Here is a 15,864-nt window from a genome sequence, read left to right as displayed (position 1 = left end):
TTACCGCTGCGGGCATTCTGTATCTGTATCAGGGCGCTGGCGCTGACGCGTCCCACGGGGTGATCAGCTGGTTATCCTGGTACAGGTGCGATGTGTGCTTGTAACGCTTGTATTCCCACTGGTACTGCGCGGGATCAAGCGCAATAACGCGTTCAACACTGGCATTCACGCCGTGCGCTGCTGTGGCATCGTCGTCGGCATACACGCGTTCGTCTGCACGCATGAAGTGCAGCACATAGCCCTCGCCGCGAGGCAGTCGACGCGCAACGCTGACAATTACCTGCGCTCCTGTGCGGCTAACCAGCTTCGGCAGCAGTGTGGCCGTGTATGCAGGATAGCCATAGAACGGAGCGATCACGCCACCCGTGTCATCCGGCACCTGATCGGGCAGAATACCTACCGCTTCACCACGCTTGAGTGCTTTCAGAAGTGCCGATACCCCGCGAGCGGTGGTTGGCACGAGATGTGCGCCCATGCGTTCGCGGCCAGTGCGGATGATGTCATCCAGCCGATGCAGGCGAGGCGGTTCGTACATGGCCGTGAATGGCATGTTTGATGACAGCCAGAAGTTGAGCACCTCCCAGTTGCCGAAATGGGGCGCCAGAATGATGACCCCTTTTTTCTGGGCCTGCGCTTCTTCGAGCAGCGCCAGTCCTTCGATCCGCTTGATTGATGCATTGACGGAAGTGACCTTCCCTTGCCAAGCAAAACCGAGCTCCAGCGCCGTGACGATGGAGTGGCGCAGGCTGAGGCGGGCCAGTCGTGCCCGCTGCTCATGGTCTAGCATGGGATAGGCGCGCGCCAGATTATCGCGGGTGACGCGACGTTCGCGGTGAGCGAGCGCGCGGTAGAGAGGCTGCATCAGGCCGGCAAGGCGCCAGAGGGTGCTCAGCCGGCATCGGGAAAGCCGACGCCAGAGCCATGAGATCAGTGCGGCACTGAAACGGTCTTTGGTGGTCATGTCATCTGCCGTAACGCGTGTATCGAAACCGTAATAAGGATGGAGAGTATACCTGAGGGCGGGTTTCAGAGCAGCCTTGCCTTGGCAGTACGTACACGGCAATGGCGTCTGGACCGCGGTTCAGCGTATGGTAAAAGGCAAATGCATTCGCCCTGTGATGAGGTTGGCATGAATTTCTGCAGTCAGTGCGGTCACCCTGTCCATCAGGCCATTCCTGATGGCGATGATCGCCTCCGAGATGTCTGTTCGTTCTGTGGCACCATTCATTATAGTAACCCCGTCATCGTTGCGGGCACGCTGCCGGTACAGGGTTCACGCGTACTGCTGTGCCAGCGTGCCATCGAACCTGGCTATGGTCTGTGGACGCTGCCAGCGGGATTCATGGAGAACGGTGAGACAACCGTCGAAGCGGCGCTGCGCGAAACGCGTGAGGAGGCCGGGGCGCAGGTACAAAACGCTATGCTGTATACCGTGCTGGATATTCCACGCTTCAACAATGTCTATATGATCTTCCGCAGCGAGTTGGAGGGTGACTTTTCGGCCGGTATCGAGAGCCTTGACGTTGCCCTGTTTGACGAAAAGGACATCCCGTGGGATCAGATCGCCTTTGAGACCGTACGCCGCACGCTGAAGCTGTTTTTCGAAGACCGGGTGCGTGGGCACTTCCCGCTGCATCAGGACGTCATTCGTTGATGGCGTCCTGATCTGGCGAGCTCACTTGGACGAGTTGTCTTAGGCATCAACAAGTGCAATGACGGCATACACAGGGTGCTCGTACGGATGAGCGGCTTTCAGGTTGGCGATGGTTTCTTTCAGGCGGTCGTCAGGGCAGAGCAGCTCAATGCGTAGCTCCTCGACCTGATTGATCTGCTGGCATTCGCCCACGGCTGGATGAGCGTCGGCCGCCGGCATGAACTGTCCTGTGCCGCGTATTTCGAAGCAGCAATGAGAATATTGGCCTAGAGTGCCAGCACCTGCGTTGAAAATGGCCTCTTTTACCTGTTCGGCAGCATCAACGGGTACATACACAATGAGTTGATACATGACCGCGCACCTCGCTATGAGCAGTGATATCGGCTGGATCGACGGTTAGTGACAGGAACGGAATGTAGCATATGCTGAAATGGCTTTCTCTGGCGCTGGTGCTTGCGCTGGCCGGATTGCAGTACCACCTGTGGTTCGGCGACGGTGGGCTGCTCGAACTGCACATGATCACGACGCGTGCCGATACGCAGGAAGCGAAGGTCAGCGTGCTGCGCGAGCGCAATGCCCAGCTGACAGCCGAGGTGGTCGATCTCAAGACCGGGCTTGATGCGATTGAAGAACGTGCACGCAACGATCTGGGCATGGTGCGCAACGATGAGCAGTTCTTGTGGGTGCCTGCCAGCGTCGTAAGAACGCTGCAAGAACTGCCGGAAGCGCCCATTGAGAACAGTTCGCCGGAGCAGATGCCGTGATGACGTCCGAGCCGTTTGAAACCGTACGCTGGGTGATTGTGCCCGCGGCGGGCGTCGGCCGCCGCATGGGCTGCGATGTTCCTAAGCAGTATCTGCCGCTGGCGGGTCGGTGCGTGCTGAGCACAACGCTGGCTCGGCTGCATGAGGCTTGGCCGCAGGCACAGCAGTTGGTATGCCTTTCGCCGCAGGATGCCTACTTTGACACTGGCATGTTGCCGGACGGGATTGACTGGCTGCGTATCGACGGCGGTGCAGAGCGTGCGGATTCGGTGTGGGCTGGCTTGGTGGCGCTGGAAGGCTATGCTAACCCGCAGGACTGGGTTGCCGTGCACGATGTCGCGCGGCCCTGCGTGCGCTCTCAAGAGCTGCGCGCTATGGCCGCAGCCTTGAGGGGGGACCCAGTGGGTGGGCTACTGGCCGTTCCCGCCTCGGATACGATGAAACGAGCGTGCGCTGGGCAGAATCAGGTCGCACATACCGAAAGCCGCGTCGATTTGTGGCATGCACTGACGCCGCAGCTCTTTCGCTATGGTGTACTGCGGCAGGCTATGTATGACGCCTATCAACGTGCCGAAGCGCAGGGGCGCAGCATTGCCGAGACCATCACCGATGAAGCGTCGGCCGTAGAGGCGCTGGGCTTGTCGCCGAGGCTGGTGGCGGGACGGCGCGACAATCTCAAGATCACTCATCCTGAAGACCTAGCGCTGGCCGAGCAGATTATCGCCGCGCAGCAAGATGCGCTGGCGTAACATCCCGTTGCAATGCGAGTGGTTACGCAAGGCGGGGATATCAGGTATAAATACGGAAGGTCTCATGATCCGAGCTGTCTTCACGTGTCGTTCGGCGTGCAGTATTCAACCCTACACGTGCGATTGTGAGCGTCAGCCTCGGCCTCGGCTATCAATGGAGCGTTCCACGTAATGCCTGCAAGTCTTCTGCCTTTCCGCATCGGTCACGGGGTGGATGTCCATCGTTTCGGCGAAGGAGATCATCTGATGCTGGGAGGCGTACGCGTCCCCCATACCTCTGGTTTCATCGCTCATTCTGATGGTGATGTCGTGCTGCACGCGATCAGCGATGCATTGCTGGGTGCCTGTGCGCTGGGCGATATCGGTCATCATTTCCCTGATACCGACGTGCGTTGGAAGGGGGCCGATAGTCGCCAGTTGCTGGCACACGTGGCCACTCTGGTGGCTCAGCAGGGGTACATGATCGGCAACATAGATGCTACGGTCATTGCTCAGGCACCCAAGCTAGCACCGCATATTGCGGCAATGCGTCAGAGCATCGCCGATACGCTAGCACTTGATATCGCTCAGGTCAGCGTCAAGGCGACGACCAGTGAGCGCCTAGGTTTCACTGGCCGAGAGGAAGGTATTGCCACGGAAGCCGCCGTCATACTGCTGGCTAAAGATACTGCCGTGCGCGATTGAGCCTTTTTGCCTTTGAACAGGCAGGTGGCCGCACGTGGAGCCTGCATCTTCTTTGATCTGAGCGATTACAGTCATCTATGTCTTCAACGTCTTCTCTTGCTACAGCCTCTACGGCGCTTCCCGACTGGCCTCGTGCCACCGATCTTCCACCGGCCGGGTGCTATCGTCAGTGCCCCGCCGATTTCATCGTGACGGAGCAGTTGGGCTTCGAGCCTGAAGATCATGGTGAACACCTTTGGTTCTGGGTCGAGAAACGCGAACTGAACACCATGCAGGTCGTGGACCGTCTGGCGCGCCTGTTTGATGTCCCGCGCCGCAATGTGGGGTTTAGCGGCCTTAAGGATAAGACGGCCATCACGCGCCAGTGGATTTCTTTGCCGATGCCGGAAGGGGGTATTCCTGAGGCTTCCGTTTTGGCTCCGCTGGAAGCTCAGGGCATTCGAGTACTGTCCATGCGCCGTCATCCGCGCAAGCTCAAGCGCGGCACCCACCGTTTCAACCATTTCTCGCTGGTGATCGGTTTCGATGAGCCGAACCGCGACGATATCATGCACCGCTGGACACGCATTGTTTCCGAAGGCGTGCCGAACTACTTCGGTTCGCAGCGCTTTGGGTTCCAAGGCCGCAATATCGAACATGCGCTGCAACTGTTTGCACGTGGCTGGCGCAAGCGCGACGACAAACAGGGTATCTTTCTTTCTGCTGCGCGCAGCCTGCTGTTCAACCAGCTGCTGGCGCGTCGCGTCGCGCTGGGCAACTGGAATCGCGCGCTGCCCGGCGATGTCTTCAATCTGGACGGTACTGCGAGTCAGTTCTACGAAGATAAAGTGGATGCCACCCTTCATGCACGTCTGGCGCGTCTGGACATTCACCCGACCGGACCGATGTGGGGCAAGGGGCCACTGGGATCGCAGCACGGCGTGGCCGAGTTGGAGCAGTCCGTTGCTAATGAGCTTCCTCGCGTAGCTGAAGGGTTGATCGCTGCGGGCCTGACCTCTGCTCGTCGTGCACTGCGCCTACGCCTGCGTGAACCCAGCTTCGTGGCGACCGAAGAGGGCGCCAAGCTCGAATTTTCGCTGGTCAAAGGGGCTTTCGCGACCTCTGTGCTGCGCGAGCTGATTGATGCGCCAGGGCTGTAGAGCGTAGCGGCATGCTGGCATCGTCATGTGATGCGTCCATGCCGCCTGCCCGTTCATGCGTTGGCAGCCGCGGGTTGGCTCGCATTTGTCTTCCGTCCATAAGGTCTGCGTCTGACGCGGGCCTTTGTGCCTTACAAGGACCTATTCATCATGCCTCACGTTCTGCTTTCCAATGATGATGGCGTGCACGCCGAAGGGCTGCATGTACTTCACGAGGCCATTCGCCAGCATGCCAGCCGTATCCGTGTCGTTGCACCGGATCGCAATAAGAGCGGTGCCAGCAGCTCGCTGTCCTTGAGCTATCCACTGCTGCTCAAGCAGTTGGAAAACGGTTTCTACAGCGTGGACGGCACGCCTGCTGACTGCGTCTATCTTGGCGTCAGTGCCATCTGGCCTGATACGCCTGATCTGGTGATTTCTGGAATTAACCACGGCGCCAACCTCGGCGATGACGTGCTGTACTCGGGAACGGTTGCTGCTGCCCGCGAGGGCCGTGCATTGGGACGTCCTGCCATCGCTATTTCGCTGGTGGGCGATACGCACTTCGAGACGGCAGGCAAGGTCGCCGCTATGTTGCTGGATGCGATCGATACCGTTTCTTTGCCGCCACGGGCTCTGCTGAACGTCAACGTGCCTGATCTGCCGTGGTCTGAGATCAGCGGTGTTCGCATCACGCGTCTTGGCCGACGCGAAGACAACAGCTCTCGTCCTATACCGGTCAAGGATCCACGTGGTGAAACGCGCTACTGGATCGGCCCCGTTGGGCGATACGTTGATGAAGGGAACGATACCGATTTCAAGGCAATCGAAGAGGGATATGTCTCGATCACGCCGCTGGCCAGCGATGTGACCCAATATTCAGCGCTTGAAAGTGTGAACATGTGGCTGGACAGCCTAGTTCGACGCTGAGCGCGATGGTTAGAACGTACAGGAGCGACAGGATGTCCGGAATCAAGAACGCGGCGATGAGCATTGCCGCACTGTCATGGCTGATGCTGGCAGGGTGCGGAACTAACTCCCGCATTCCTGAAATTCGTGACGCCTCCTTCAGCCGCACCGCTGCGCCTGCGGCGACGGATGCCAGTTATGAAGTGCGTCTGGGTGATACGCTGTACAGCATCGCCTGGCGTTATAACATCGACTACCACGATCTCGCGCGTTGGAACGATATTCAACCGCCTTATTCCCTGCGGGCAGGGCAGAAACTGCGGCTTTCCGCTCCACCCGCCACATCCACTGCCAATGCGGTGCAGGTGAAGCCGTTGTCCGGCAATGATAGTATGTCAGTGCCTGCTAACTCTGAGGATGACAGCTGGCTTGTTAGTGCTCCCGTCAAAGCCGCAACGAGTACGGATGTGCAGCCGGCAGTGAACGCCAGCGATGACAGTGCAGCAGGAAGTGCGCCCGTAACGCCAATGACTAAAGAAACGAATGGCGCAGCGCCAACGGTACCGGCAGCACCGCCTGCGGCCAAGTCAGCAGAAACGCCGGCAGCCTCTCCGGCTGTCTCTACTGAGAGCGCGGCCAAGCCGGCAACGAGTGCTGCCAAAGTGTCTGATTCGTCGGCACAAACGTCTTCGAATGGATGGCTATGGCCTACCAAAGGCACGGTTGTCGGGCACTTCAGCGATCCCAGTGCAATTACTGCAGGGCTCGATATTGCTGGGCAGAAGGGGCAGCCCGTGGTAGCCTCGCGCTCAGGTACAGTTGTATATGCCGGTAACAGTGTGAGAGGGTATGGTAACCTTGTAATCATCAAGCACGATGATCATTTTCTGAGTGCCTATGCCCATAACGATACCTTGAAGGTGCACACGAACGACACCGTCAAGGCGGGCCAGATGATTGCCACCATGGGGGATTCTGAGGCTGACCGTTCGAAGTTGCACTTCGAGATCCGTCAAGACAGCCAAGCGAAGGACCCTCAACAGTTTTTGCCTCGCTCATAGATGAGCGCGGTGCCTCGCCGAAGCAGCAGGCAGGATGTTTGCAAGGGCTTCGGCAGGCGTTTCTTCTGTCATACCCGATGATGGTGTAGGGCAGAAGTTAGGGTGTGGCGGCGCGGATAGGGTATTCGCTCCGTTACGAAAGGCACGCTGACGCCCCGAGCGTGTGCCGGATCAAGGATTGATCGGGAATCATCAAGGATGAAGGGAAACATGACCATGAACGTTGTCGAACGCGAAGTAACGCATAAAAAACGTCCTGTCAGCCCACGCATTACCGAGGAAGACGATAACCTCGACATGGTGGAGGAGCTGGATGCAGATGACAGCGAAGACATCGACGCGGCGGATGCAGTAGCCGACGACGAAAGCGAAAACGAGGCTTTTGAAAAAGCGCTTCATCGTGAAGAGCGTCAGAGCACGTCCAGCCTCGATCCTACCCAGATATACCTCAACGAGATCGGTTTCTCCCCACTGCTGTCGCCGGAAGAAGAAGTCTTCTACGGCCGCCTAGCACGTAAGGGTGATCCTGCCGGTCGCCAGCGCATGATCGAGTCCAACCTGCGTCTGGTCGTCAAGATCTCACGCCGCTATCTGAACCGTGGCCTGTCCCTGCTCGATCTGATCGAAGAGGGCAACCTCGGGCTGATCCGTGCCGTTGAGAAGTTTGACCCCGAGCGTGGATTCCGATTCTCGACCTATGCGACGTGGTGGATTCGTCAGACAATTGAACGGGCGCTGATGAACCAGACCCGCACCATTCGTCTGCCAATCCATGTCGTCAAGGAGCTGAACGTTTATCTGCGTGCCGCACGTGAGCTGACCCAGAAGTTGGATCACGAAGCGACGCCTGAAGACATAGCCGCCTATCTTGACCGTCCTGTGGCATCGGTCAAACGCATGCTAGGGCTCAACGAACGCATTTCCTCTGTCGACTATCCGGTAGGCAGCGACAGCGACAAACCGCTGATCGACACCATTGCCGACGATGGGATTGCCGGCCCTGAGTCTGATCTTGTGCACCACGACATGAAAGCGCACGTCGATGCATGGCTGTCCGAGCTGTCTGACAAACAGAAGGAAGTCGTGATGCGTCGATTTGGGCTGCGCGGTTATGAGTCCGCCACGCTTGAAGAAGTGGGTGATGAAATCGGTCTGACCCGTGAGCGTGTGCGCCAGATTCAGGTTGAAGCGCTGAAAAAACTGCGCCGCATGCTGGAAGGTCGAGGACTGTCGCTCGACACTATCTTCGAATAAGGCGCCGCTGGCGTAATGGAAAAGCCTTCTCATCGTAATGATGGGAAGGCTTTTTTGTGGCTGACGATGATGCTTGAGCCGTGTTACGCACATGCTGATAGGGCAGGAACTACCTTTCTAGGCCTATGCGTATCTATGTCGGCAGGTCAGTAGTACGTGACCTTGACGATCGTCGTGGCGTTGAAGGTTCCCAGCGAGATGGCACTGCCCGAAATCGGCGATATCTCGGCGACATAGTTGCGGGTGGTCTGGTTGACGTTGTTCAGTGTGGCAAATGGCGCGTACTTGTTATAAGCCACGGCCTTCTGGTCTTCATCAAGCAAGCGCAGCTGCGTGCCGTTACCGAGATTGAGAGTGCTTTCGTCCACCAGAGCATTGGTGGTCTGGAATTCGGCCTTGAGCGAGAACTGGTCGGGGCACCCTTGTTTCTTGGCGGTGATAGAGAACGGATGCTGGTACTTGCGGCCCTTAAGTAGATCGCGCTGCATCAGGGGGCCGAAGTTGACCTCTTGGCTACTTGGATCCACGGCGATATCGGCACCACAGGCAATGAAGCGTATCGAACGCAGGTTGGACAGCGTGTATTTGAGGTTCTTAGCATTGGCGGTGTAGTTAATGCCACCGCTACCATCAAGTTGGAAAACAGTAAATCGGTCGTTGCCGTTGTAGTAGCCGCTGCTCGGCGGTTTGCCTGACACTTTGATGTACAGGCGGAAGTCGACGTCGACCGTCACACTCTGTCCCTTGGTGATGGGACGGCTTCCCGTGCTTAGCTTCTGGCTTTTTTCTTCTAGATCCTGCCCGTTATAGGACACCCCCATCTTCAGCCCTTCGCCCAGCGATGCGTTCTTGGGGTTGAAGTAAAAGTGCACCACGTCGCTGCCGTGTAATACGTTGTTGCAGTAGGCCGTCACGTGGATCGGGTTGGATTCCCAGACCTTGGTGCCGCTGGGCACATTGGCGGGAATGGCCAGTGTTTCGACGGGAATGGGCGCAGGATCGGCAATGCCGCTGCTTTTTTCGACGCAGTCCAGCGCTAGTGCCGAGGCGGACAGCAACGATAGGGATATTCCTGAAATGAGCCTTACGACGATCGGGCGCAAGGCAAAACAGCAATGGTCTATGGTCATAGAACACGCTCTTGTATTGCCAATGAGAAGTCACGTCAGGCAGAAGGGGAGTGCCGCTTCGATTGCCCAGTGACGCTATGTATACCCCGATCAGGCCGTTTCATCATGCGTGGATACCACCGGCTTAAAAGACCATAGGAATCCATGAGCGTGAAACAGCCTGAACGTGGTCGTCCACTCAACTTGGTAGGCTTTAATAGTAGGTGACCTTGACGATCGTCGTGGCCTGAAAGGCACCGAGCGTGATGCTTTGGCCTGAGCGCTGTGACACCTCCGCGTTATAGTTGCGGGTCACGCTCTGGACGTTGTTGAGTTCAGCAAAGGGCTGGTACTCGTTGTAGGTGACGGGTTGCTGGTTTTCGTCCAGCAGACGCAGCTGCGTACCGTTGCCAAGGTCGATGCTGTTGTTCTCGAACAGCGAATTGGTGGTCAAGAATTCGGCCTTGAGCGAGAAGTTGTCAGAGCACCCTTGCTGCTTTTGCGCCCTGATCGAGAACGGTCGCTGGTATTTGTTGCCGTTGTTCAGATTCCGCAGCATCAGAGTGCCAAAGTTGACCTCCTGATCGCTGGGTTCGACGGACAGGTCGGCCCCGCAGGCAAGGAAACGGATCGAACGCAGGTTGGATAGCGTGTACTTGAGGTTGCGAGCTCCAGGGTTAGTGTTGATCCCCCCGCGCCCATCCAGTTGGAAAACTGTAAATTGGTTACCTCCATCGTAATAACCACTGCTGGGAGCTGTCCCGGCGACCTTGATATAAAGGCGGAAGTCCACGCTGACTGTTATGCTTTCCCCTTTGCCTAGGGTCTTACTGCCGGTGCTCATGCGCTGACCATCCTCTTCTAAATCCTGGCCGTTATAGGACACTCCCATTTTTAATCCATTACCCAATGACATTTTTTTGGGGTTGAAGTAAAAAAATACGGAGTCGGTACCGTAATAAGGGTTGTCACAGGTGGCACTGACATGAATAGGATCAGACTCCCATACCTTAGTGCCTTGAGGTACGTTTGATGGAATAGCGAGTGCTTCGACGGGAATGGGAGGCGGATCAGATACGCCGCTGCTTGTTTCGACACACTCCATGGCGTGGGCTGGGGTACAGGCCAATATAAGGCCGAGAGCGCATACGGATGTACCTAATTTCAGGAACAACAAACTGCGTACAGACTGGGGCCTTATGATAAAGGCCTTCTATATGTTGCGCGTGGTAAAAATGAAAACACCAGTGGTAACGAGAATCAGCCGTTTACCAGTCTCAACTTAACGTTCAGCGAGGCTGATGAAAGATGGGTTCTATAGCGCTATCTTTTTCTTTTCAGTACGAATAAAAGCGGCATGGAAACGGTGTTCAATGCCCCAGATGGGTGCGTGCTAGGCGCACAGAAAGCGCTGACATATTCGTCAGACGCTTCCCTTAGTGAATCAGTCGGCGCTCATGATCAAAGTGGCGGAGCCTGTGAATGCCCCCGTGCTAGGTGTAGAACCTTCCTGTTTCAGAAGAGAAAAAGTGAAGTTGTCTCCACCTGTACCGTTGGTGATAGTAGAGCGTATGGTTGAGTTATAAGGTATGAGCTGATCGCTCCCTCGCATGGTTTTGATGCCGAGGCTATCGTTGGTCGTCTTGATCAACGATGACGAAAATGAAGGTTGATCGGCTACCAATGAGAGCTGGATCCCCATGTTCACACTAGTACTGCGGCACTTATAAGGGATATAGCGTGAAACGCTACGTGTAGCGCTGGTGCTTGAAAGCTGCTTTTGGATGACGCTGCCAAAATCGATTTCAATAGGGTTGCCATCATTGATGGCGCAGCCGCCTGATGTGACGATCGTGTCGTTGGCCGCGGTGAAGGTCCATACGAAGGTGGGCGCACCACCGGCTGGAATGCTGTACTTATGGGCCTGAATAGACCCAATGACTTGGCCTTTCTTAATGGCGACCTTTTCGCCTGGAATTTCTTTCATGTAGTAATAGATTTGCAGCGGAATCGGGGCGTATGCTCCGCTGCCGCCCTTGGGCAGGTGTAGCACCGTAGCACTGCCTGAAAAAGGCACTGTATATTCTACGCCTCTGGCCTTGACCCTGACGTCGAAGTTATCGCTTAGCACCGTTGACGCGCGCTGCATATCCATATGGTCAGTGTAGGTACCGGGGTTATCGTTCTTGCACTCGACATAGGCGGCTAGGTCAATGATGTTGACCTGGCCTGTTTCAGCCGTGTCCTGCACAGGCACAGGAATGGTCGCATTGCTGCTGCCATTGATAGTCTTTCCAGCAAGTCCCGATGGCGCTGACGAGCGGTAGCGGCATGTATAGGCGTTAGCAGAGAAGGAAATGGTAGCACTTCCCACTATAGTGAGTGCTACCAGGCCTTTGAGCAGTAGGCGCATATGGCTAAGCGTACGAATGATCATGGCATTTCTCTCATTGATAGGACAGCCGGAAGGTCGTCATGGCATGAAAGCGGCCCAGTTGGATCTCTTGCTGCGGTGCATAGCTCTGAAGCGATACCTTGAACGGCACGGTATCGTTGTCGAAGTGCAGCGGCAGCGGGTCGCTGCTTTGGCCGAGCGGAATCAGGCGGCCTTCGCTATCCATAATGCGCAGACCAACGCCGCTCAGTCCCGTGCCTCCCAGCAGTTCCGGGGCGCGAGGGTCGGCGCCTTCACCAATGAAGGTGATACGTACCAGCGAACCTTCGGTGTTGGTGTCGTGACTCATGGTGTAAGGGTTGACAACCCGATGCGAATGTAGGCAGTCCTGCAGGCGGATGACGAACGACACGGGAGCTGTCTCGTCCCCGACCCGATGGAAGTGGCTCGTGTTCTGCTCACCCATCGAAACGGTCTGCTCCAGGCTATCGAACGAGACACGGCAAGGCGCAGCAATGATCGCGCCTCCAAAGTGCACGTCACCGTGTAGCCCTTGCACCTGGAACGGATCCAGATCTTTGTGGGCCGCCTGTACGGCAGTAGGAAGAAGGGCTGCCGTACCAATCAGCAGCGCCAGCGTTTGCCTGAAAATCGCATGTGTTAGCACCATGAGCCTGTCCTACCGTTCCTTGTGTGGAGTTTGCATGGTGCACGTGGAAGACGTGCAGTCATAAACACGCATGTTGAGACCGCCATAGTCATCAATGAAACCGAGGGTGTATTCATTGCCATGATAGCTGGTCGGCGGGGTGTACTGCTCATGCCCAAACGGCGCGACCATCACACTGTCGAATTTTGCGAAGTTCTTGTGATCGTCACCGGCCATGTAGCCGATCGTGATGTAGTACGGCGTTGGGTTGGTGATCGTGAGCGTCTGGCCGCTGCGTGCTACCTGCAGGCGATCCTGCCAGACATCACCGTCGCGCGGCTTGATTGCCTCTGGGCGATAGAACAGCTTGATGCGGCTCTGAATGGCCACCTGCATGACGTTTTCCAGCTCGCTTTTCGGCGGCACTTCACGCACGTTGAAGTAGAAGAGCGTTTCACGGTCGGTGGGCAGCTGACGGATAGTATCCATCTTCATCAAGCGTACTTGGCTTTTCTCGGTCGGCTCGATGCGCTGCATCGGCGGCAAGGCCATGATGTAGTTGTTGTCCTTGACGCCCTGTGCGTTCTCGATCCATGACTGCGCCAGATAGGGCATGTGGCGGCTCTGGTTTTCTAGGATGACGCTGGACGAATGTTCTTTGCCGTTGAAGATGATGCGCGTACGGTCGATGTTGATCGCCGCGTGCGCCTGCACACTGCCGATCATCTGCGCGACCACCAAACCACACATTCCGCCTAACCATCGCAGGGACTGTGCTGACGTCCTGGTCATGTGAATCTCCCTGTGTAATGCCTGCGAACAGGCATTCATCCATGTCCTGTGTTCTCGCATCCGAGTGGATGGAGAGCGTTACTTTTGCTCTGTGTCGTTGCCGGTAACGGCGTAGCAGGTTTCGCTGGCAGCGCCGTCCTGGACCATGTGGGTACCGATGATGCGGATACGGCATTGTTCACGATCGTTCCAGAACACCGACAGCAGATCGCCTTCGTTGATACCTGAAAGGTAGACCATGCCGCTGTCGCCGACGATGCCCATATCCATACCGGTCTTACGGTTGGTCACTGCAGAGCCCAGCGGCAGGAGCGAACCATCTTCGCGACGTACCTGAGCCAGGAAGTGCTGACCGCGAACGGCGCGAACCTTGCGGTAACCGATCGCCCCTTCGGTGAGGGTATCCTGCAGCATGCTGGTGTAGACCTCGGTGTCATCGGGCAGGCGGCCCATGTCGACGCGCGTGTCGGTAGTCTGGTAGCTCGGTGTACTGCCCAGTACCGCGATACCGGCACGGTTGGTGCGTGCGTTACCGCCATTGAAGGACACGTCCGGAACACCGTTGGTATCCAGCATCAAGCGAGGCTCGTTACCGATACTGCTCTGGTGGAAAGCGGCACCGTGAGGCGTAGCCGTGATCGAGCCGTACCAGTTGGCGCTCATGGAGCGGTAGTTATGCTGGCTGTTGCTGCCGTCGATGCTCAACTGACCTGTTGACGCGGTGTGCACATAGCCGGCGCGCACTACGCCCTCGCCACTGTTGATCTGGGACGCTGTGCCACCCGCGCTGATACGCCAAGTATTGTCTGGATCTTCGCTGTTGTAATACGACGCGGTCTGCAGGTAGCCACCGTCGCTGTCGTGGGTCATGTCGTAGCCCAGCTGCTGACCGTTTGAGATCGGCAGGGTCAGCGACAGATAGACTTGGTTGCCGCTGTCGTCGCCGTAGGCGGCCTTGCTGCCACTCAACGTGGCCGATGCGCCTTTGAACGGGCCGAGGTCGAAGGTCTTGCTGAGTGAGAGGGTATAGCTGTCCGATTTCTCATCGTTCCAGTAGGTGCGGCGCAGTGCAGAAGCGTAGACGGTCATGTCGAGCCACGGCACGTACTGGTTGGCGGTCAGCGTATAGGTCTGTTTGTCGTCGCGAACATTGAGCAGATGGTTCTGCTTGTCGATGTACTGGCTCATGCTCAGGAAGTTGCGTTCCGAGAAGCGATAGCCCGCGAACGTGATCTGGGTACTGGTGCTGTCGAAGCGTTTGGAATAGTTGACGCGATAACTGTAGGCCGACTTACGGTCGTACTGCTCAAGCTTGGCATCGGAACGGGTGGCATCGAATGAAATCGCCCCGAGGTCGTGAAGGTTTTGGCCGACACCCAGTGCCAAGGCGTTATAGTCGTTCTTCTCGGTGAGGATGGTACCGCCGTACAGAGAGGTATCGTTGAACAGACCGTAGGTCATCTCACCGGTATAGAACAGCGGTGACAGCTCATCGTTGTCGATACCGAGCGTTGGCTTACCTGAGGCCACCTTGTAGCGGATAGTGCCTTTGCGGGTCAAAAACGGCACGCTGGCGGCGTTGACCTGGAAGACATTGACGCGGCCGTCTTCCTCTTCAACACGTACGTCCAGCAGTCCATTGATGACGTCAGACAGATCCTGAATGACGAACGGACCCGGTGTGACCTTGGTTTGGTACAGCACGCGGCCACGCTGACTGATGATGACGCGCGCGTTGGTCTGGGCGACCCCTGTGACCTGTGGCGCATAGCCACGCATTGTGGGCGGCAGCATGCGCTGATCGCTGACCAATGATCCCCCGACGAAGCGGAAGCTATCGAAGATGTCGGAACGCAGATAGCTTTGCCCCAATGTCAGGCGGGCATTGATCGAGGGAAGAGGGCGGAAGGCATAGACCTGGTTCCAATCGAAACGGTGATTTTCGGGAGAACCGGGTGAGTGAGCATAGGAATACTGATAATCGCCGCGCAGACGCCATGCCCCGAGGTTGGCCCCTAGCGTGCCGTAGCTGCTGATGCTGTCGGTGCGCTGTCCTTCGTCGGGGTCATAGCGACTACCCATGATGTTGTAGTCGAAGAGCAGCCCTGAAACACCGTGATCCCATGCTTCGGGGCCGACCCAGTCCTGGTTCTTGTAGCGCATCCAGGCCTGAGGAAATGAAAGCGACAAGCGCTGCTGTGCCTGATCGAAATTGATCCGCACATCAGGCTCGCCATTGAAACTGACACACTGGCCGTCATGCCAGGTGGAGAGACGATGCGTTACGTCATCGCTGAGCCCGAATCCCTGCACCATTTCCGGTGTCAGACAGGCTTGGGCCGATGTATTGGCCGAAGGGGCGATGAAGCGGATGAGTTGTTGGCCGGGAAGAAAGTGTCCATTGACGGACAGTTCCAGCAAGTATTCGCCGGGGGGAATATAGCCCGCGACTTCGAAGCGTGACAGATCGACGTTGCTGCGATCTTTGGTGTCGATGATGTCAGTGTTGAACTGCACGCCCCATGCTGAGTGAGCATTGCAGCCTGTAATCGCCATGGCCAATAGCAGCACCGCACGCAGCTTCCGTGCAGTCACGCGGGTGCGCAAGGTAGGCACTTTTCTGTTCAGGACGTGGTTCATGCAAGGACCATGAGGTTGTTGTCATCGTCATGTCACGCAGTGGCGCATGGAGACATCCTTGCCTCCATGCGCGCTGTCGTGCCCTC

The 15,864-nt window shown here is 57.0% G+C and carries 16 protein-coding genes; 8 read left to right on the top strand and 8 right to left on the bottom strand.

Annotated features, from left to right (window positions below; genetic code table 11):
* Nucleotides 1-28: 28 nt before the first annotated feature.
* Nucleotides 29-961, bottom strand: a complete 933-nt coding sequence (locus tag ACMHYW_RS10250; RefSeq protein ID WP_414499842.1) for a lysophospholipid acyltransferase family protein — start codon at nt 959-961, stop codon at nt 29-31.
* Between the two features lie 168 nt (nt 962-1,129).
* Here ACMHYW_RS10250 and ACMHYW_RS10245 point away from each other — a divergent pair, with 168 nt between their 5' ends.
* The gene (locus tag ACMHYW_RS10245) at nt 1,130-1,654 is read left to right on the top strand and encodes an NUDIX hydrolase (protein WP_414499841.1); all 525 of its coding nucleotides are present in this window, start codon (nt 1,130-1,132) and stop codon (nt 1,652-1,654) included.
* Nucleotides 1,655-1,693: 39 nt separating this feature from the next.
* Here the strand turns inward: ACMHYW_RS10245 and ACMHYW_RS10240 are convergent, their stop codons facing one another.
* Complete coding sequence (locus ACMHYW_RS10240; protein WP_414499840.1) at nt 1,694-2,005, bottom strand: NGG1p interacting factor NIF3; 312 nt, start codon at nt 2,003-2,005, stop codon at nt 1,694-1,696.
* Nucleotides 2,006-2,076: 71 nt separating this feature from the next.
* On the opposite strand from ACMHYW_RS10240, the gene ACMHYW_RS10235 reads away from it, so the two are divergent.
* From ACMHYW_RS10235 to rpoS, 7 genes are all read left to right on the top strand, one after another.
* Nucleotides 2,077-2,418 carry an FtsB family cell division protein gene (locus ACMHYW_RS10235; protein WP_414499839.1) on the top strand — a complete coding sequence of 114 codons (342 nt, stop codon included), beginning with the start codon at nt 2,077-2,079 and terminating at the stop codon, nt 2,416-2,418.
* Nucleotides 2,418-3,167, top strand: coding sequence for a 2-C-methyl-D-erythritol 4-phosphate cytidylyltransferase (gene ispD, locus ACMHYW_RS10230; RefSeq protein WP_414501502.1), 750 nt, complete (start codon nt 2,418-2,420; stop codon nt 3,165-3,167). The genes ACMHYW_RS10235 and ispD overlap by 1 nt, the downstream gene beginning before the upstream one ends.
* Nucleotides 3,168-3,338: 171 nt before the next feature.
* Nucleotides 3,339-3,851 carry a 2-C-methyl-D-erythritol 2,4-cyclodiphosphate synthase gene (gene ispF, locus ACMHYW_RS10225; protein WP_414499838.1) on the top strand — a complete coding sequence of 171 codons (513 nt, stop codon included), beginning with the start codon at nt 3,339-3,341 and terminating at the stop codon, nt 3,849-3,851.
* A gap of 77 nt (nt 3,852-3,928) precedes the next feature.
* Entirely contained in the window at nt 3,929-4,990 is a 1,062-nt protein-coding gene (gene truD / locus ACMHYW_RS10220) for a tRNA pseudouridine(13) synthase TruD (protein WP_414499837.1), read from the top strand.
* A 150-nt stretch (nt 4,991-5,140) separates the two neighbouring features.
* Complete coding sequence (surE, locus tag ACMHYW_RS10215; protein ID WP_414499836.1) at nt 5,141-5,899, top strand: 5'/3'-nucleotidase SurE; 759 nt, start codon at nt 5,141-5,143, stop codon at nt 5,897-5,899.
* Between the two features lie 32 nt (nt 5,900-5,931).
* Nucleotides 5,932-6,939 carry a peptidoglycan DD-metalloendopeptidase family protein gene (locus ACMHYW_RS10210; RefSeq protein ID WP_414499835.1) on the top strand — a complete coding sequence of 336 codons (1,008 nt, stop codon included), beginning with the start codon at nt 5,932-5,934 and terminating at the stop codon, nt 6,937-6,939.
* Between the two features lie 297 nt (nt 6,940-7,236).
* Nucleotides 7,237-8,193: an RNA polymerase sigma factor RpoS gene (gene rpoS / locus ACMHYW_RS10205; RefSeq protein WP_414501501.1), complete on the top strand. Its 957-nt coding sequence runs from the start codon at nt 7,237-7,239 to the stop codon at nt 8,191-8,193.
* 146 nt (nt 8,194-8,339) lie between these two features.
* Here rpoS and ACMHYW_RS10200 read toward each other — a convergent pair whose 3' ends face one another.
* The 6 genes from ACMHYW_RS10200 to ACMHYW_RS10175 form a co-directional block, all read right to left on the bottom strand.
* Nucleotides 8,340-9,323 (bottom strand): fimbrial protein, encoded by a 984-nt coding sequence (locus ACMHYW_RS10200; RefSeq protein WP_414499834.1) that lies wholly within the window; start codon nt 9,321-9,323, stop codon nt 8,340-8,342.
* A 193-nt stretch (nt 9,324-9,516) separates the two neighbouring features.
* On the bottom strand, nt 9,517-10,146 hold the full coding sequence (locus tag ACMHYW_RS10195) for a fimbrial protein (protein ID WP_414499833.1): 630 nt from the start codon (nt 10,144-10,146) through the stop codon (nt 9,517-9,519).
* 600 nt (nt 10,147-10,746) lie between these two features.
* Nucleotides 10,747-11,715: a fimbrial protein gene (locus tag ACMHYW_RS10190; protein WP_414499832.1), complete on the bottom strand. Its 969-nt coding sequence runs from the start codon at nt 11,713-11,715 to the stop codon at nt 10,747-10,749.
* Between the two features lie 34 nt (nt 11,716-11,749).
* Nucleotides 11,750-12,367: a fimbrial protein gene (locus ACMHYW_RS10185; protein WP_414499831.1), complete on the bottom strand. Its 618-nt coding sequence runs from the start codon at nt 12,365-12,367 to the stop codon at nt 11,750-11,752.
* A gap of 9 nt (nt 12,368-12,376) precedes the next feature.
* Nucleotides 12,377-13,138 carry a molecular chaperone gene (locus ACMHYW_RS10180; protein WP_414499830.1) on the bottom strand — a complete coding sequence of 254 codons (762 nt, stop codon included), beginning with the start codon at nt 13,136-13,138 and terminating at the stop codon, nt 12,377-12,379.
* Between the two features lie 78 nt (nt 13,139-13,216).
* Nucleotides 13,217-15,745, bottom strand: coding sequence for a fimbria/pilus outer membrane usher protein (locus ACMHYW_RS10175; protein ID WP_414499829.1), 2,529 nt, complete (start codon nt 15,743-15,745; stop codon nt 13,217-13,219).
* Nucleotides 15,746-15,864: the final 119 nt, after the last annotated feature.

This window comes from Zymobacter sp. IVIA_12111.31 C1 (assembly GCF_047495495.1).
GTDB lineage: Bacteria > Pseudomonadota > Gammaproteobacteria > Pseudomonadales > Halomonadaceae > Zymobacter.
This window is presented reverse-complemented; position numbering and strand designations above follow the sequence as displayed.